16 protein-coding genes are annotated in these 17,673 nt (G+C 72.3%); 7 read left to right on the forward strand and 9 right to left on the reverse strand.

The features are described from left to right. Positions 1-5: 5 nt before the first annotated feature. From OG447_RS15075 to OG447_RS15095, 5 genes are all read right to left on the reverse strand, one after another. Positions 6-1,181, reverse strand: a complete 1,176-nt coding sequence (locus OG447_RS15075) for a sensor histidine kinase (RefSeq protein WP_266938887.1) — start codon at positions 1,179-1,181, stop codon at positions 6-8. Positions 1,182-1,284: 103 nt separating this feature from the next. Then, a complete protein-coding gene (locus OG447_RS15080) occupies positions 1,285-1,998 on the reverse strand; it encodes a hypothetical protein (RefSeq protein WP_266937003.1) in 714 nt (237 codons plus the stop codon). Continuing rightward, positions 1,995-3,890: a phosphatidylglycerol lysyltransferase domain-containing protein gene (locus OG447_RS15085; protein WP_266937004.1), complete on the reverse strand. Its 1,896-nt coding sequence runs from the start codon at positions 3,888-3,890 to the stop codon at positions 1,995-1,997. Before OG447_RS15085 ends, OG447_RS15080 begins: the two co-directional genes overlap by 4 nt. Positions 3,891-3,974: 84 nt before the next feature. Continuing rightward, complete coding sequence (gene cobT / locus OG447_RS15090; protein ID WP_266937005.1) at positions 3,975-5,039, reverse strand: nicotinate-nucleotide--dimethylbenzimidazole phosphoribosyltransferase; 1,065 nt, start codon at positions 5,037-5,039, stop codon at positions 3,975-3,977. 97 nt (positions 5,040-5,136) lie between these two features. Beyond that, positions 5,137-6,342, reverse strand: a complete 1,206-nt coding sequence (locus tag OG447_RS15095; RefSeq protein ID WP_266937006.1) for a bifunctional adenosylcobinamide kinase/adenosylcobinamide-phosphate guanylyltransferase — start codon at positions 6,340-6,342, stop codon at positions 5,137-5,139. A gap of 115 nt (positions 6,343-6,457) precedes the next feature. On the opposite strand from OG447_RS15095, the gene OG447_RS15100 reads away from it, so the two are divergent. Then, positions 6,458-6,670 (forward strand): hypothetical protein, encoded by a 213-nt coding sequence (locus OG447_RS15100; RefSeq protein ID WP_266937007.1) that lies wholly within the window; start codon positions 6,458-6,460, stop codon positions 6,668-6,670. 239 nt (positions 6,671-6,909) lie between these two features. Here the strand turns inward: OG447_RS15100 and OG447_RS15105 are convergent, their stop codons facing one another. Together OG447_RS15105 and OG447_RS15110 are read right to left on the reverse strand one after the other, a co-directional pair. Then, positions 6,910-7,656 (reverse strand): bifunctional 2-polyprenyl-6-hydroxyphenol methylase/3-demethylubiquinol 3-O-methyltransferase UbiG, encoded by a 747-nt coding sequence (locus OG447_RS15105; protein ID WP_266937008.1) that lies wholly within the window; start codon positions 7,654-7,656, stop codon positions 6,910-6,912. A gap of 65 nt (positions 7,657-7,721) precedes the next feature. Then, the gene (locus OG447_RS15110) at positions 7,722-8,330 is read right to left on the reverse strand and encodes a DUF3043 domain-containing protein (protein WP_266937009.1); all 609 of its coding nucleotides are present in this window, start codon (positions 8,328-8,330) and stop codon (positions 7,722-7,724) included. 318 nt (positions 8,331-8,648) lie between these two features. Here OG447_RS15110 and OG447_RS15115 point away from each other — a divergent pair, with 318 nt between their 5' ends. Both OG447_RS15115 and OG447_RS15120 read left to right on the forward strand, forming a co-directional pair. Then, the gene (locus OG447_RS15115) at positions 8,649-9,440 is read left to right on the forward strand and encodes a PspA/IM30 family protein (protein ID WP_266937010.1); all 792 of its coding nucleotides are present in this window, start codon (positions 8,649-8,651) and stop codon (positions 9,438-9,440) included. A gap of 13 nt (positions 9,441-9,453) precedes the next feature. Next, positions 9,454-9,732 carry a hypothetical protein gene (locus tag OG447_RS15120; RefSeq protein ID WP_266937011.1) on the forward strand — a complete coding sequence of 93 codons (279 nt, stop codon included), beginning with the start codon at positions 9,454-9,456 and terminating at the stop codon, positions 9,730-9,732. A gap of 148 nt (positions 9,733-9,880) precedes the next feature. Here the strand turns inward: OG447_RS15120 and OG447_RS15125 are convergent, their stop codons facing one another. Beyond that, the gene (locus tag OG447_RS15125) at positions 9,881-10,693 is read right to left on the reverse strand and encodes a hypothetical protein (protein ID WP_266937012.1); all 813 of its coding nucleotides are present in this window, start codon (positions 10,691-10,693) and stop codon (positions 9,881-9,883) included. 85 nt (positions 10,694-10,778) lie between these two features. Here OG447_RS15125 and OG447_RS15130 point away from each other — a divergent pair, with 85 nt between their 5' ends. From OG447_RS15130 to OG447_RS15140, 3 genes are all read left to right on the forward strand, one after another. Continuing rightward, positions 10,779-11,597, forward strand: coding sequence for an adenosylcobinamide-GDP ribazoletransferase (locus OG447_RS15130; RefSeq protein ID WP_266937013.1), 819 nt, complete (start codon positions 10,779-10,781; stop codon positions 11,595-11,597). 33 nt (positions 11,598-11,630) lie between these two features. After that, positions 11,631-12,377, forward strand: a complete 747-nt coding sequence (locus tag OG447_RS15135) for a response regulator transcription factor (RefSeq protein ID WP_266937014.1) — start codon at positions 11,631-11,633, stop codon at positions 12,375-12,377. 192 nt (positions 12,378-12,569) lie between these two features. Then, on the forward strand, positions 12,570-15,695 hold the full coding sequence (locus OG447_RS15140; RefSeq protein WP_266937015.1) for an efflux RND transporter permease subunit: 3,126 nt from the start codon (positions 12,570-12,572) through the stop codon (positions 15,693-15,695). Between the two features lie 77 nt (positions 15,696-15,772). On the opposite strand, the gene nadA is transcribed toward OG447_RS15140, so the two are convergent. Then, the gene (gene nadA, locus OG447_RS15145) at positions 15,773-16,960 is read right to left on the reverse strand and encodes a quinolinate synthase NadA (protein WP_266937016.1); all 1,188 of its coding nucleotides are present in this window, start codon (positions 16,958-16,960) and stop codon (positions 15,773-15,775) included. A gap of 295 nt (positions 16,961-17,255) precedes the next feature. Between nadA and OG447_RS15150 the strand changes: the two genes are divergently transcribed. Beyond that, positions 17,256-17,612, forward strand: coding sequence for an iron-sulfur cluster assembly accessory protein (locus OG447_RS15150; protein ID WP_266937017.1), 357 nt, complete (start codon positions 17,256-17,258; stop codon positions 17,610-17,612). The last annotated feature ends 61 nt before the right edge of the window (positions 17,613-17,673 follow it).

A 17,673-nucleotide genomic window follows, 5' to 3' on the forward strand; every position in this document is an offset into this window, starting at 1 on the left:
CTTGGTCAAAGCGGCAGGATCGCGTGGACCCGGTAGCCGCCGCCGTAGCGCGGCCCGGCGAAGCAGGACCCGCCCAGGGCGGTGGCGCGCTCGCGCATGCCGAGCAGGCCGTGGCCCCCGCCGGACTCGGCCGGCTCCGGCGACCCGTCCGCCGAGGAGCCCCCGTCGTCCAGTACGGTCACCTCCACCGAGGACCCCACCTGGACCACGCTGACCTCGGCGCTGGCCCCCGGACCGGCGTGCTTGCGCACATTGGTCAGCGCCTCCTGGATCACCCGGTACGCCGCCAGGTCCACGGCCGCCGGCAACGGGCCCTTCCCGCCGCCCAGCTGGACCATCACCCGCACCGGCAGCCCGGCGTGCAGGAAGGTGTCCACCAGCTCGTCCAGTACGGCCAGCCCGGGCGCCGGCTCGGTCGGCGCCTCCGGGTCACCGGACTGCCGCAGCAGCCCGACCGTGGCCCGCAGCTCGTTCAGCGCGGACCGGCTGGCGTCCCGTACGTGGGCGAGGGCCTCCTTGGCCTGGTCCGGCCGCTTGTCCATGACGTGCGCGGCCACCCCCGCCTGCACGTTGACCAGGGCGATGTGATGGGCCACCACGTCGTGCAGGTCCCGTGCGATCCGCAGCCGTTCCTCGGCGACCCGCCGCCGGGCCTCCTCCTCCCGGGTCCGCTCGGCCCGCTCGGCGCGCTCCCGGATGGCGTCGACGAAGGCCCGCCGGCTGCGCACCGCGTCACCGGCGGCGGCGGCCATCCCGGTCCAGGCGAAGATCCCGATGTTCTCCTGCGCGTACCAGGGCAGCGGTCCGGCCAGCATGGCCACGCCCGTCAGGCCCGCCATGGTGAGCAGCCCGATCCGCCAGGTCGTGGGCCGGTCGGTGCGGGCGGCCACCGTGTACAGGGCGATCACCGTGCACATGGCGACGGGCGCCCGGGGCTCGCCGGTGGTCAGCTCCAGCAGGGAGAGCCCGCAGGTCACCGCGAGCACGGTGCGCGGCCGACGGCGCCGGAACACCAGGGCCGCCGCGCCGAGCAGCATCAGCAGCAGCGAGAGCGGATCGGGGTTCCGGGTCCCGAACGTCGGCCCGTGCGGCCCGTGCGGATCGGCGAAGGAGCCGACGACCATGGAGACGAACGCCCCGGCCGCGAGCACGGCATCGGTGGCCAGCGGATGGGCCCGCATCCACTGCCGGGTGGACGCGAACGGCCCGAGGTCTGTCGTCACCCCGGATACGGTACGGCCTGGCCGGCGGACACCCCCTGGACGGTGTCCACCCGCGGCCTGGCTAGACGGTGTCCACCGGCGGCGGCCGCCGCCCGATCGGCACGCGGGCGGGCGCCGGACCCCAGCGGGCCCGGGCCAGGCACACCGCCATCACCGCGGCGATGGCCGCCAGGTGCTCCTTGCCCGCCAGGTTGTCCTTGACCAGCACCTCGCCGATCATGGCCAGGACCACCAGGGCTCCGGTCAGGTACGCCCGGTACCGCCAGCACACGTAGATGGCGAGCCCCACCACCGCCGCCGAGGGCCCGGTGTCGTTGACGACGCGGTCGGAGTCGGGCAGGCCGAGAGGGTGGCCGGGGCCGAGCGCGAGCCCGATCCGCGCGTACGTGGTCCCGGCGAGGGTGGCGACGTAGCCGATCAGCAGCGTGCGCCACCAGCCGATGCAGATCTCCGAGATCCCGAAGACGATCAGGACCTGCGCGAGCGCCCCCCACACCGGCAGGTCCAGGGCGGGCACGAACAGCGACAGCGGAGTCCTCAGGAGGGCCAGCCAGAACGGGTCGACCGCCTTGACCGAGCCGAGGTTCTGGACCGGCTGGAAGCCCCAGGACGTGTTCTGCACGATCTGGAAGACCGAGGTCAGGCAGACCGCGCCGAGGGTCATCGGGATCGCGCGCCACTTCTCGCGGGCGAGCGCGTTCCGGACGGTCCAGAACAGGGGACCCCACTCACGGCGGGCGAACCGCCGGAGTGAGGATGTGGTCCGCGCTGTCAACGGCGGGTCTCCAGGTGTCTGCGGTGCAGCCACTTCGGAAGGCCGGGGGCCTCCAGGAAGCCCTCCGCCCGTCCCGCCGCGATACCGATCCGCAGCAGGTCCGAACTCTTCTCGAAGAGCATGAACCGCGGTTCCCAGATCGGCCGGTATTTGGCGTTGGCCCGGTAGAGGGACTCGATCTGCCACCAGCGGGAGAAGAAGCTGAGCAGCGAGCGCCACATCCGCAGCACCGGACCCGCGCCGAGCCGGGACCCGCGCTCGAAGACCGACCGGAACATCGCGAAGTTCAGGGAGACCTGGGTGACCCCGATCTCCTTCGAGCGTTCCAGGAGTTCGATCACCATGAACTCCATCAGGCCGTTCTCGGAGTCCCGGTCACGGCGCATCAGGTCCAGCGACAGCCCCTTGGTGCCCCACGGTACGAAGGACAGCACCGCGCGCAGATCGCCCTTGCCGTCGGTGCACTCCAGCATCACGCACTGGCCGTCTCCGGGATCACCCAGGCGGCCCAGCGCCATCGAGAAGCCACGTTCGGTCGCGCCGTCGCGCCAGTCGTCGGCGCGGCGCAGCAGCTCGTCCATCTCCCCGGCCGGGATGTCGGCGTGGCGGCGGATCCGGACCGTGTACCCGGCCCGCTTGACGCGGTTGTACGCCTGGCGGACGGTCCGCATGGCACGGCCCTCCAGGGTGAACTCGTCGGTCTCGACGATCGCCTCGTCGCCGAGTTCCAGCGCGTCCAGGCCGTGCCGGGCGTAGATCTGCCCGGCCTCCTCGCTCGCCCCCATCACGGCCGGCACCCAGCCGTGCTCGCGGGCCTCGGCCAGCCACGGCTCGATGGCGCCGGGCCAGGCCTCGGGGTCGCCGATCGGGTCGCCGGAGGCCAGCGAGACCCCGCCGACGACGCGGTAGGTCACGGCGGCCTTGCCGGTGGGGGACCAGACGACGGACTTCTCGCGGCGCAGCGCGAAGTAGCCGAGCGAGTCTCGGTCGCCCTGCCTGGCGAGCAGCGCCCGCAGCCGGGCCTCGTCCTCCTCGGTGATCGGGTCGACGGCGCGGCGCGAGCGGAAGGCGGCGAACAGTACGGCGAGGAGCAGCATCATCGACATGAAGTTGATGAAGACGTCCACCCAGCCGGGCGGGGTGATGGCGTTGTGGATCCGGTCGTCCGGGGCCAGTGTGACCAGCCGCATCACGCCGTAGCGCCAGCGGGCCAGGAAGGTGGCGTCGGCTGCGTCGGGGTCGGTGTTCGTGGCGCCGACGAGCAGGGCCGCGACCAGCGAGGTGACCAGTAGGCCCGCGGCGGCCACGATGGTGGCCAGGGCGGGGTTGGAGCGGTCGCCCCGGGCGTAGAACTCCCGTCGGCCCACCAGCAGGGCGCCGACGAAGGCGGCGGTCAGGCCGAGGGAGAACCAGTTCTGCGCGTGGTCCCGGAACTCCGGGTAGCACATGTTCCACCGGCCCCCGGTGCAGGGCGCGAAGGCCGCCACGGCGAAGGCCAGCAGCAGGGCGCCGCTCACCGCCAGGTTCAGGATCCAGGCGGCGCGTTTGCGCCTTCCCATGGTGACGGCGAGCAGCAGCGAGAACAGCCCGGAGGCGAAGCCCGCCGTCAGCAGGTACGGGGTGTAGAAGTCGGCGGTGTTGTGCCGGCGCAGGTCCTGCCCGAGCGAAAGCCACACCGCGCTGAGGAAGTTGACGAAGGTGACGGCACGCAGGTACCAGACCGCGAACGCGGCCCCCCGCCGTGATCGGGTGCTCCCCCGGCCGGTCTCCCGGCCGCCCCCCGCCCCCTTGCCGGCGGGGTCGCCGCCGGTCTCTTTCCTGCCGGATGCCTGACCGGGGACCGGTGTGGTGCCCCGGGCGGTCTCTGCGCTGGTCAAACGGACCTCTCCCATAAAAAGCGATCATATGGGGCGGCGCCGTTCCCGCGTGAGCGGTCCGGGGGCCACGGCCTGGTCAGGGCCGCGGGTCCCGGTGGCTCATTCCGTCGGCTCCGGCGCCGTCCTCTCCGGGAGTTCCGCCGCGAGTGCGGCGGCCGCCTGGACCAGGGGCAGCGCCAGCAAGGCCCCAGTACCTTCACCCACTGTGACGCCGTGATCGAGGAGAGGGTTGAGCGCCATCCGGTCAAGTGCCTTCGCCTGGCCGGGTTCGCCACTCGCCTGCCCGGCCAGCCACCAGTCGGGGGCCCGGAAGGCGGCCCGCTGGGCGACCAGGCCGCAGGCCGCCGAGACCACGCCGTCCAGGATGACCGGCGTACGGCGTACCGCGCACTGGAGCAGGAAGCCGGTGATCGCGGCCACGTCCGCACCGCCGACCGCCGCGAGGAGCGCCACCTGGTCGCCGAGGACCGGGCGGGCCCGGCGCAGCGCGTCGCGGATCGCCGCGCACTTGCGCATCCAGGCCAGGTCGTCGATGGGCTGCCCGCCACGGCCGGTGACCACGGAGGCGTCGGTTCCGCACATGGCGGCGACGAGGGTGGCGGCGACGGTGGTCCCGCCGACGCTGAGGTCACCGAGGACGACCAGGTCCGTTCCGGAGTCGGCCTCCTCGTCGGCGATGCGCATCCCGAGCCGCAGCGCGGCCTCGGCCTCCTCGGCCGTCAGCGCGTCCTCGACGTCGATCCGCCCGCTGCCGCGCCGCACGCGGTGGCGGACCACGTCCTCCGGAAGCAGGTCCGGGTCGCAGTCCAGTCCGGCGTCGACGATGCGTACTCCCACGCCGAACCGGCCGGCCAGGACCGCGACGGGGCTGGTCCCCTCCAGCACGGCGCGCACCAGCTCGTGGCCGCTGGAGGCGGCCCGGGCGGAGACGCCGTTGGCAGCGATCCCGTGGTCGGCGGCGAACAGCACCACGCGGGGGTGCTCGACCGGCTTGACCGGCACCTGCCCCTGCGCGGCGGCGAGCCATTCGGCGAGGTCGTCGAGCCGGCCCAGCGCGCCGGGCGGCACGGCCAGCCGTTCACGGCGGTCCTCGGCGTCACGCCGGACGCCCCCGTCGGGGCGCTCGATCAGATCGGAGAAGTCGTCGAGATTCAGCGTGCTCATCTGCCGAAGCGTACAGCCGGTGAGGCCCTCCCTAAGGGGGTGTCCGGCAGGTCGTGGCCGGGCCCTGACCGCCCGGCACCGCCCGGACCGGCGCCCGCTATTGCCGGAGTACGAGCGCCTGTCCCGCGACCACCAGGAGCACCTGCTCGCACTCGCCCGCGACCGTCGCGTTCAGGCGGCCCAGCTCGTCGCGGAAGCGGCGCCCCGAGGCCGTCGCCGGGACGACGCCCGAGCCCACCTCGTTGCTGACGAGCACCACGAGGCGACGCGTCGCGCGGACGGCCGCCACCAGCTCCGCGGTCCGCTCGCGCAGCCGCTGCCGGCCGCTCCTGACCCAGACCGCGTCGTCCCACGCCCCGGCCCGGTCCATCGCGTCCGTCAGCCACAGCGCCAGGCAGTCGACCAGCAGCGGCGGACCCTCCTCGGCCAGCAGCGGGACCAGCTCGCAGGTCTCCACCGTCTGCCAGGAGGCGGGACGGCGCTCCCGGTGCAGACCGACCCGCTCCGCCCACTCCGCGTCCCCGTCGCGGCTGCCGCCGGTGGCCGCGTACACCACGTCGGGGAAGGCCGCGAGGCGGCGCTCCGCCTCGTAGGACTTGCCGGACCGGGCTCCGCCCAGTACCAGGGTCCGGCGCGGCAGGTCGGGCACCGCGCGGTACTCGCCCACGGCCACGGTGGTGCCGTCCGGTACTGCCCGGGCCCCCGCGGCCGCGCAGACGCGGTCCAGCTCGGGGCCCGGCGGGGTGTCGTGGTCCAGGTGCACGGCGATCACGTCCGTGGCCGGGCCGAGCGCGCCGCTCGCGCGCAGCCGCGCCAGCGCCTCGGGCCGGCCCAGCACGTCCGCGAGGACCACGTCGTACGGGCGCTGCCCGGAGCTGCCGTTCGTACCGGCCGGGGCCCCGCCGGGCGGCAGGTACAGCAGCCGGCCGCCGTCCGGTCCGGTGACCTCGTACCCGGTGCCCGGCGCGTCCATCGGCACCGCCCGCACCCGGTGCCCGGAGATCACCGACAGCTCCCGCCCGTCCGGCACCCGCCCCGCGGCGGGCAGCCCCGGCGGCAGCTCGACCGCCGGCCCGTCGTGCGGGTGGGTCAGCAGGACCTGCCGTACGCCGGCCAGCGAATGCCCCGCCCGGGCGCCGGCCAGCACCGCCCCGGGGGTCAGATCGAGCAGCAGGGCCCCGTCGACGAGGACGGACGTGGCGCCCCGGGACCGGGCGGCGACGGACACCGCACAGACCGCACAGGGGCAGCCGGGGCGGGGCAGGCCCGCGGGAGTGCCGGTGCCGAGCAGAGTGAGTTCCACAGGATGATCCTCCCGCGTCGACGGCACTGGTGCGCGCCCGGTTACTCTGCGGGCACACTCAAGGCGAGATGCGTGCGAGACGCGTGCGAGCAGCGGACGAGCAACGGAGGCGGACATGGCGTGGACGTGGCGGTTCGAGAAGGCCGACGGCAGCGAGACCAGCCCGGCGGTGGAACCGGAGGAGTTCACCACGCAGGGGGACGCGGAGTCCTGGATCGGTGAGATCTGGAAGGAGCTGCTGGAGGGCGGCGTGGAACAGGTGAAGCTGTCCGACGACAACGGCACCGAGCTCTACACCATGAGCCTGAGGTCGGCCCTCGACGCGTGACCCCTCGCGGGGTGCCTGGCGGTCGGGCCGGGTTCGCCCAGGCCCGACCCCTGGCGGGTCGGCCTCGCCGGGGCACTTCCAGCCTCAGCCTCGCCGGCGTTTGAGGCGCGGGTCTGGGGCGGAGCCCCAGGAACCCGGCTCCGCCGGGCACCGGGCTCTGCCCGGACCCGCGCCTCAAACGCCGGCGAGGCTGAGGGTTGCCCGGCGAGGCGGAAGGGCGGCGGACCCCGCCCGGAGGGCTACTGGCCGCGGACGCCGCACAAGTGCAGCAGCGCGGCGACCCCGCGGTAGGGGTCGGTCCGCCCGGCACGGTCCTCGGCGGCCAGCAGCCGTTCCAGCTCCTCGTCCTGCGGGAGGGCCTCACCGGCCTCGGAGCCGTCGGTGAAGACGCGTACGCCGTACCAGGCCTGGAGCGGCGCACCGATACCGGACAGCGTGGCCGTCAGATCGGCCAGCCGGTCGGCGCGCACGTCGAGGCCCAGCCGGTTCGTGTAGTCGACGCTGTCGAAGGCGGCCAGCGCGCCCTTCCAGTCGGTGCCCAGCCCGGGCCGCATGGCGAGCGCGTCGCCGTTGCGCACGAGCAGGGACAGCAGTCCGCCGGGGGCGAGCATCCGGGCCAGCCCGGCGAGCATGGCGTCCGGCTCGGGCACATACATCAGCACTCCGTGGCACAGCACCACGTCGAAGCTGCCCGGCAGGAAGTGGGCGCCGGTCTCGCGGCCGTCACCCTCCATGAGGCGGACCCGGTCCTGGATCCCGGCGGGTTCCGCGGCCAGCGCCTCACGGGCGACGGCCAGCATGCCGGGGTCCTGTTCCAGACCCGTCACCTTGTGCCCGGCGCGGGCGAGCCGCAGCGCCTGGGTGCCCTGGCCCATGCCGACGTCGAGCACGCGCAGCCGCTGCCCGACCGGGAAGCGGTGCGCGATCTGTTCGTCGACCTGCCGGCCCACGAGCTCCTGGCGGACGGCGTTGCGCAGTCCGCCCAAGCCCTCGAGCCAGAGCCGTGCCCCCTCCGCGAAGCCGTCTCCCGACGCTCCGGGCTTTACTCGGCTCAGGGCCGTTCCCCACGCTTGACCTGCGGCTTCGGCAGGCGCAGCCGGCGCATCTGGAGGGTGCGCATCAGGCCGTACGCGACGGCGCCGCGGCGCGGCTCGTCGGGGAAGCGGGTGGCGAGGGCCTTGCGGAGGCGGAACACCAGGCCGATGGAGTCGACGATGATCAGCGCGATCACGCCGAGCCACAGCAGCAGCGCGATGTTCTGGATCGACGGCATCTGCACCATGCTGAGCACCAGGATGATCACCGCCAGCGGCAGGAACATCTCGGCGACCGAGAAGCGGGAGTCCACGAAGTCGCGGACGTACCGGCGGACCGGGCCCTTGTCGCGGGCGGGCAGATAACGCTCGTCGCCACTGGCCAGCGCCTCGCGCTGCTTGGCCATCTCTACCCGGCGGCGTTCACGGGCTCGCTTTGCGTCCTCCTTGCGATTGCCGGTCGAGGCCACCACGGCCTTGCGCTGCGACTGGGCCACAGCACGCTTCGGCGTAGGGCGGCCCTTCGGGGCCTGCGGGTCACGGGGCTGCGAGAGGTCGGCGCTCACCTTGTCGGTGGCGGCGGCCTTCTCTTCCTTGGAGGAGCGGCTACCAAACACAAAACCCAAGCCTACGTGGTGGAAGGCACGGGCCCCACCCCGGCGGGGAACGATCCGGCAACGGCGGGCGTCTTCCGGGTGCAGGGTTCTTCCGAAAGGCTCCCGTCGAATGCTCGGCGGCTGCCCCTCGGGGGCGCACCTACTCCTTACGCCTGATACGCCGCGGGCGCAGTCGTCCTGGAGGAGGAGCGCATCCGCGGTCGAACAGTGCGGTAATGGAGACAGGGCCCGTACTGTGGGTTCTATGGCGATCACTCGGCTGGATCGAGGATCGCAACTGTTGGTGTCCTGGAGCGAAGTCCGTCTAGAAGGGGGCGCGCGAAGCCCATGAGCGGTGTCATGAAGCGTATGGGGATGATCTTCCGCGCGAAGGCGAACAAGGCCCTTGACCGGGCCGAGGACCCGCGCGAGACCCTCGACTACTCGTACCAGAAGCAGCTGGAGCTGCTTCAGAAGGTGCGCCGCGGAGTCGCCGACGTGGCGACCTCCCGCAAGCGCCTGGAACTGCAGCTCAACCAGCTCCAGGGGCAGTCCGTCAAGCTGGAGGACCAGGGCCGCAAGGCGCTCGCCCTCGGCCGCGAGGACCTGGCCCGTGAGGCCCTGTCCCGCCGCGCCTCGCTCCAGCAGCAGGTCAGCGACCTGGAGGTGCAGCACCAGACCCTTCAGGGCGAGGAGGAGAAGCTGACCCTCGCCTCCCAGCGGCTCCAGGCCAAGGTGGACGCCTTCCGCACCAAGAAGGAGACCATCAAGGCCACCTACACCGCGGCCCAGGCGCAGACCCGGATCGCGGAGTCCTTCTCCGGCATCTCCGAGGAGATGAGCGACGTCGGCCTCGCCATCCAGCGGGCCGAGGACAAGACCGCCCAGCTCCAGGCCCGTGCGGGCGCGATCGACGAGCTGCTGGCCTCCGGAGCCCTGGACGACCAGTCAGGGCTGGCGCGCGACGACATCCAGACCGAGCTGGACCGCCTGTCGGGCGGTACGGACGTGGAGCTGGAGCTCCAGCGGATGAAGGCGGAGCTGGCGGGCGGCCCGTCCGCGCAGCAGCAGGCCATCGAGGGCGGCGCCCCGGGCACCCCCCAGCAGTCCCAGGGCCAGCACCGGTTCGACAAGCAGTAGGACGGGGTCCGTCATGATTGTCCGCATCATGGGGGAAGGCCAGGTGAGGCTCGGCGACGAGCACCTCGCCGAGCTGAACAAGCTGGACGACGAGCTGCTCGCGGAGATGGAAAGCGGCGACGAGGAGGGCTTCCGGCGCACGCTGGGCGCGCTGCTCGATGCCGTACGGCGGCTCGGCGAACCCCTTCCCGACGAGGCGCTGGAGCCGTCCGAGCTGATCCTGCCCGAACCGGGTGCGACGCTCGACGAGGTCAAGGGCATGCTCAACGACGACGGGCTGATCCCGGGCTGAGCGCGCCGCCGCTCCGCAGGACACCCCGGCACACCGACAGCACGACGGGCCCGCTCCCTTCCCGGAGCGGGCCCGTCGGCGTTCTCAGCGCCCGTGCCCGCCCCGTGCCGGCCGGTGCCCACCGTGACCGCCCGTGCCCGCCCTCGCGTCAGTGCGGCGGCTTCGCGGGCGGTTCCGCGTCCCCGCCGCCCCCGCCGGCGTCCCCGCTCCCCAGTACGGCCCGGGTCGGGTCGGGGGTGCCGCCGATGAAGTTCTCGAACTTGCGGCGCGGTGCCGCCCAGCGCCGGTCGTGGTGGAAGGCGCGCAGCCCGGCCCTGGCCCGGGCGTGCGGGCGTTTCGCGTAGAACCGCTTCGCGTACGGGGACCCGGGCCGGGCCAGGCGGATCGCACCGATCAGGGCCACGAAGGGGATGACCGTGCCGAACACCGCCGTGCGCGCTTTGCCCTTCCACAGGGCGATCAGGGCGAGGAAGAAGTTGGTGGCGGTGTTCATCACGACCAGCCCGCGGCTCTGGCGTTCGTCGGCGGTCAGCTCGTTGACCCCGAAGGGCAGGAAGCCGCCCAGCACCAGCGCGACCACCGCGGCCGTCAGCACCACGATCTCCACGCTCTTGCGCCCCTGCTCGCTCCAGTAGACGTCGTCGAGGTGCAGGATCAGCGCGAACTCGTCCAGCACCAGGCCCGCGCCCAGCCCGAAGATCACGGCCGAGACCAGCGCGGCGAAAGTGTGCGGGCCGCTGCCCACCGAGCCGAACCCGCCGATGACCACCAGGATCACGCCCGGCACCACGTGGTGGACGTGCAGCCCGCCCGGAGTGACGTTCTTGAACGGACCCTTCCCGGCGCGGATCATGCGGGTGATCACCCGGGTGATCAGGAACGAGAGCACGAAGGAGAGCAGGGCGAGCAGCAGGGGCAGCTTTCCGGGTTCGAGGATGTTGCGGTACCACCAGTGACCCATCGCACCGACCCTCTCCGCGGCGGCTGCCCATTTGGACCGTAATGGGCAACTTACCGCCCACTGTAAGCGGGTAGCGTTCGCGCCGATGAAAGATTCGTTCGAAGGTCCCCCGCCGCCGCCCCCGGAAGGCGCCCCGCTGCGCGACGGGGTCCGCTTCGCGTTCGGCACCCTGAGCGTGCTGCCCGCCCGCATCACCCGCTGGGACCGCCCCGCCGCCCGAACCGGAATGGCCTGCGCCGCACTCGTCGGGCTGGTCGTGGGCCTGCTCGCGGCCGTACCCGGAGCGCTCCTGCTGGTGTGCGGCGGGAGCCCGCTGCTCGCCGCGGCCGTCACCGTCGCCGTACCCGCCGCGCTGACCCGCGGACTGCACCTGGACGGACTCGCCGACACCGCCGACGGGCTGGGCAGCGCCAAACCGGCCGAGGCGGCGCTGCGCATCATGAAGCAGTCGGACATCGGCCCCTTCGGCGTCGTCACCCTGGTGCTCGCCCTGATCGTGCAGGTGGCCGCGCTGTCCGACGCGTTCGCGGACAGCTGGGTGCGCGGCGGCCTCGCCGCCGTCACCGCCGCCGTCACCGCCCGCCTCGCCATGACCCTGGCCTCCCGCGCGGGCGTCCCGCCGGCCCGCCCCGAAGGGCTCGGCGCGGCGGTCGCGGGCGTGGTCCCGCTCCGGGTGGCCACCTCCGTGACCGTGCTGGTCGTGGCGCTCGCCGCCACCGCCGCCCTCCCGCTGGGCCTGCCCGCCGCGGGCCTGCACGCCGCCGCGGTCCTGGCGGGGCTGCTCGCCGCGGAACTGCTGCTGCGCCGCTGCGTCCGCCGCTTCGGCGGGGTCACCGGAGACGTCTTCGGGGCCCTGGCCGAGGTGTCGGCGACCACCGCCCTGGTCGTCCTCGCCCTGGGCTGACCCCGGCGGCGCGGGCCCGCGTACGCTCCTCACGTGGACCAGACCCCGACGGACCAGGCCGACCCGACCGCCCCCGAGCCCGGCGCGCCCATCAGGGTGCTGCTCGCCGACGACCAGGCCCTGCTGCGCAGCGCCTTCAAGGTGCTCGTCGACTCCGAGCCCGACATGGAGGTCGTGGGGGAGGCCTGCGACGGGGCCGAGGCCTTCGAACTCGCGCGGCGCACGCGCGCGGACGTCGTGCTCATGGACATCCGGATGCCCGGCACCGACGGGCTCGCCGCCACCCGCATGATCAGCGCGGACCCGGAACTGGCCGCCGTGCGCGTGGTGATGCTGACGACCTTCGAGGTCGACGAGTACGTCGCCGCGGCCCTGCGGGCCGGCGCCTCCGGCTTCCTCGGCAAGGGCGCCGAACCGGAGGAGCTGCTCAACGCCATCCGCGTCGCCGCCGCCGGAGAGGCACTGCTCTCCCCGGCCGCCACCAAAGGGCTCATCGCCACCTTCCTCGCCCAGGGCGGCGGAGCCGGCCCGGACCCCTCCGGCGGCTCGCCCGGAGCGCACGCGCAGCGGCTCGCCGCGCTGACCGTCCGGGAGCGCGAGGTCCTCGTCCACGTGGCGGCCGGACTGTCCAACGACGGGATCGCCGGACGCCTGGAGGTCAGCCCGCTCACCGTCAAGACCCACGTGAACCGGGCCATGGCCAAGCTCGGCGCCCGCGACCGGGCCCAATTGGTGGTCATTGCCTACGAATCGGGACTGGTCCGGCCCCGCGCGGAATAGCCGGCCACCGCCGGGCGGCGGGCGCGGAGCCGAAAGCGCAGTAGAAAGGCGTACTGCGGACGCGGTATGCCGCACATAAGGACGGGACCTGCGAGCGACGCAGTACGCCCGTGCCGTCGGACAGGGTGGGAGTTCCCTGGTGCGTGCCGACGGCACGGCCGCGTATACGTCACTGCAGAGAGATCCCCGCCCATGTCGTGGCTGTCCCGCTTCAGCCTTGCCCAGAGAGCGCTGATCGGCCTCGTGTCGATCGTCGCGCTCCTCTTCGGTGCCATAGCCGTCCCGCAGCTCAAGCAGCAGTTGCTGCCGTCCATCGAACTGCCCATGGTGTCCGTGCTCGCGCCGTACCAGGGCGCCTCACCCGACGTGGTGGAGAAGCAGGTCGTCGAGCCGATCGAGGCCACCCTCAAGGGCGTCGACGGCCTCACCGGCATCACCTCCACCGCCAGCGAGGGCAACGCCCTCATCATGGCCACCTTCGACTACGGCGACAGCGGCACCAAGCAGCTCGTCGCCGACGTCCAGCAGGCCGTCAACCGGGCCCGCGTCCGGCTGCCCGCCGACGTGGACCCGCAGGTGGTGGCCGGTTCCACCGACGACATCCCGACCGTCATCCTCGCCGTCACCTCCGACAAGGACCAGCAGGCCCTCGCCGACCAGCTGGAGCGCTCCGTCGTCCCCGTCCTGTCGGACATCGACGGCGTCGGCCAGGTCACCGTCGACGGGGTCCAGGAGCTCCAGGTCACCGTCACCCCCGATGACGCCAAGCTGGCGGCGGCGGGCCTCGACGGGGCCGCCCTCGCCCGGGGCCTCCAGGCGGGCGGCGCGACCGTACCCGCCGGAGCCTTCGACGAGGAGGGCAAGAACCGGAGCGTGCGCGTCGGCGCCGGTTACACCTCCCTCGCCCAGGTGGAGGACCTGCGGCTGACCCCCGGCCCCGGCAAGGGCGCGGTCCGGCTCGGCGACGTGGCCGCCGTCAAGCAGGAGGCCGCCAAGCCCGTCTCCATCACCCGGACCAACGGCAAGCCCAGCCTCGCGCTCGTCCTGACGATGGACAAGGACGGCAGCGCCGTCGCCATCTCGGACGAGGTCAAGGACAAGCTGCCCGAGCTGCGTTCCACGCTCGGCGCCGGCGCCGAGCTGACCGTGGTCAGCGACCAGGGCCCGGCCGTCGCCAAGTCCATCTCCAGTCTCACCACCGAGGGCCTGCTCGGCCTGCTCTTCGCGGTGATCGTGATCCTGGTCTTCCTCGGCTCGCTGCGCTCGACGCTGGTCACGGCGGTGTCCATCCCGCTGTCCGTCGTCCTCGCGCTGATCGTGCTGTGGACCCGCGACCTGTCCCTCAACATGCTGACGCTGGGCGCGCTCACCATCGCCATCGGCCGCGTCGTCGACGACTCGATCGTGGTCCTGGAGAACATCAAGCGCCACCTCGGCTACGGGGAGGAGCGCGAGTCCGCCATCATCACGGCGGTCAAGGAGGTGGCCGGCGCGGTCACCTCCTCCACACTCACCACCGTCGCCGTCTTCCTGCCGATCGGTCTCGTCGGCGGCATGATCGGCGAACTGTTCGGCTCCTTCTCGCTCACCGTCACCGCGGCCCTGCTGGCCTCGCTGCTCGTCTCGCTGACGGTCGTGCCGGTGCTGTCGTACTGGTTCCTGCGGGCCCCGAAGGGTGTGACGGCGGGAGACGCCGAGAGCATCGCGAAGGCCCGCCGCGACGCCGAGGAGAAGGAGGCGCGCAGCCGCCTCCAGAGCTTCTACGTCCGGGTCCTGGGCTTCGCCACCCGGCGCCGCCTGACCAGTGTGGCCATCGCCGTCGTCGTCCTCGTCGGCACCTTCGGGATGACCCCGCTGCTGAAGACCAACTTCTTCGACCAGGGGGAGCAGGACGTCCTGACGGTCAAGCAGGAGCTGGCCCCGGGCACCTCGCTGGCCGCCTCCGACGAGGCGAGCCGCAAGGTGGAGAAGGCGCTCGCCGGGATCGACGGCGTCAAGAGCTACCAGGTCACCGTCGGCTCCTCCGGCTTCCTCGCGGCCTTCGGCGGCGGTACGGGATCCAACCAGGCCTCGTACCAGGTCTCGCTCGATGACGCGGGCGACGCGGACGCCGTGAAGAAGGACATCGAGGGCGCGCTCGCCGGGCTCGACGGCATCGGCGAGACCAAGATCGTGGCGGGTGACGGCTTCGGCAGCCAGAACCTCAGCGTGGTCGTCAAGGCCGGTGACGGCGAGGTCCTCGCCAAGGCCGCCGAGCAGGTCCGTGCCGAGGTCGCCGAGCTGAAGGACGTCACCGACGTCCAGAGCGACCTGTCCCAGTCCGTGCCCCGGATCTCGGTCACGGCCACCCCCAGGACCGCCGAAGCGGGCCTGGACCAGACCGCGCTCGGTGCGATCGTCGCCCAGGCGGTACGGGGCACTCCGGCGGGCAAGGCCGTACTGGACGACACCGAGCGCGACATCGTCATCAAGTCCGCGCAGCCGGCCACCACCCTGGCCGAACTCCAGGCCCTCCCGGTCGGCCCGCTGAAGCTCGGCGACATCGCCGAGGTCAAGGTGGTCCCCGGCCCGGTCGCGATGACCCGGATCGACGGCGCCCGCGCCGCCACCGTCACCGCGAAGCCGCTCGGCGACAACACCGGCGCGGTCAGCACCGCGCTCCAGACGAAGCTCAAGGCCATGGACCTGCCCGAGGGGGCCACGGCCTCCATCGGCGGTGTCTCCGAGGACCAGGACGAGGCCTTCGCCTCGCTGGGCCTGGCCATGCTCGCGGCCATCGCGATCGTGTTCATGCTGCTGGTCGCGACGTTCCGCTCGCTGGTGCAGCCGCTGATCCTGCTGGTCTCGATCCCGTTCGCGGCGACCGGCGCACTGGGCCTGCTCATCGCGACCGGCACCCCGATGGGCGTCCCGGCGATGATCGGCATGCTGATGCTCATCGGCATCGTGGTGACCAACGCGATCGTGCTGATCGACCTGGTCAACCAGTACCGGGCGCGGGGTCTGGGCGTCGTCGAGGCGGTCATCGAGGGCGGCCGGCACCGGCTCCGCCCGATCCTGATGACGGCCCTGGCGACGATCTTCGCCCTGCTCCCGATGGCGCTGGGCGTCACCGGCGAGGGCGGGTTCATCTCGCAGCCGCTCGCGGTGGTCGTGATCGGCGGCCTGGTCAGCTCGACGCTGCTGACCCTGCTCCTGGTGCCGACCCTCTACACGATGGTCGAACTCCGCAAGGACCGCCGCCGCGCGAAGAAGACGGCCCGCCTGACGGTGGTCCCGACGCCGACGGCCGACGAGGAGACCCCGGCCAGGGTCTGACCCCCACCCGTCGCGTACCAGCCGAAGGGCCGCCCCTCGTACCGGGGGGCGGCCCTTCGGTCAGGTACGGCCACGGGCTACGGCAGCGCCAGCATGCGTTCCAGGGCGAGCTTGGCGAAGCTCTCCGTCTCCTTGTCGACCCGGATCTGGTTGACGAGGTTGCCCTCGGCCAGGGACTCCAGGGTCCACACCAGGTGGGGGAGGTCGATGCGGTTCATGGTCGAGCAGAAGCAGACCGTCTTGTCGAGGAAGACGACCTCCTTGTCCTCGGCGGCGAAACGGTTCGCCAGCCGGCGGACCAGGTTCAGCTCGGTGCCGATGGCCCACTTGGAGCCGGCCGGAGCCGCCTCCAGCGCCTTGATGATGTACTCCGTCGAGCCGACGTAGTCCGCGGCCGCCACGACCTCGTGCTTGCACTCGGGGTGGACCAGGACGTTCACCCCGGGGATGCGGGCGCGCACGTCGTTGACCGAGTCGACCGAGAACCGGCCGTGCACCGAGCAGTGGCCCCGCCACAGGATCATCTTGGCGTCCCGCAGCTGCTCGGCGGTCAGGCCGCCGTTCGGCTTGTGCGGGTTGTACAGCACGCAGTCGTCCAGGGACATGCCCATGTCGCGGACGGCGGTGTTGCGGCCCAGGTGCTGGTCCGGGAGGAAGAGCACCTTCTCCCCCTGCTCGAAGGCCCACTCCAGGGCCTTCTTCGCGTTGGAGGACGTGCAGATCGTGCCGCCGTGCTTGCCGGTGAAGGCCTTGATGTCGGCGGAGGAGTTCATGTACGAGACGGGGACCGTGCGGTCGGCTATGCCGGCCTCGGTCAGCACGTCCCAGCACTCCGCGACCTGCTCGGCGGTGGCCATGTCGGCCATCGAGCAGCCGGCGGCCAGGTCGGGCAGGACCACCCTCTGGTCGTCCGAGGTCAGGATGTCCGCGGACTCGGCCATGAAGTGGACGCCGCAGAAGACGATGTACTCGGCCTCCGGCTTGGCGGCCGCGTCCTTGGCCAGCTTGAAGGAGTCACCGGTGACGTCGGCGAACTCGATGACCTCGTCACGCTGGTAGTGGTGGCCGAGGATGAAGACCTTGTCCCCGAGCTTCTCCTTGGCCGCGCGGGCGCGCTCCACCAGGTTCGGGTCCGACGGCGAGGGCAGGTCGCCGGGGCATTCCACCCCGCGCTCGCTCTTGGGGTCGGCCTCGCGGCCGAGCAGCAGCAGGGCGAGGGGCGTCGGCTGGACGTCCAAGGGCTGGGCGGTGGTCACGACACGCACCCTTTCTGTTCTGCGACAAGGGACTTCTGAAGACAACGGCGCTTCGACTTCTCGTCTATTTGACGCTATCTATCATAACCGCTTCACGTCAGTTTGACGATGCCGATAGTGTCAATGTGACGCATTAGCTGTCGCCCGGTCCGGGCCACCCCCTCGCGCGATGTGCGAGCATGAATATCTGAAACAAGCGTCGGGACCGGAATGAAACCGCGGCCCCGCTCGTTGCCACCGACGGCAAGAGTCCGACGTTTCCCTGTCTCCGGCGGGGAGCCGCCCACTTCGGGAGTGAATGCAGATGTCCGTACAGGACGACAAGACCACTGTGAGCGACGGCATCCTCCTGTCCGACGCCGCCGCCGGCAAGGTCAGGACCCTGCTTGAGCAGGAGGGCCGTGAAGACCTCGCCCTGCGCGTCGCCGTCCAGCCCGGTGGCTGCTCCGGCCTGCGCTACCAGCTCTTCTTCGACGAGCGTTCCCTCGACGGCGACGTCGTGAAGGACTTCGACGGTGTGAAGGTTGTCACCGACCGGATGAGCTCCCCGTACCTCCACGGCGCGTCCATCGACTTCGTCGACACGATCGAGAAGCAGGGCTTCACGATCGACAACCCGAACGCCACGGGTTCCTGCGCCTGCGGCGACTCGTTCAGCTAGTCCTGCCGAGTCCCCACGCAGAAGGGCCCGCCCCCGGTCGCATCCGACCGGCAGGCGGGCC

It is taken from the genome of Streptomyces sp. NBC_01408 (assembly GCF_026340255.1).
Lineage (GTDB): Bacteria > Actinomycetota > Actinomycetes > Streptomycetales > Streptomycetaceae > Streptomyces.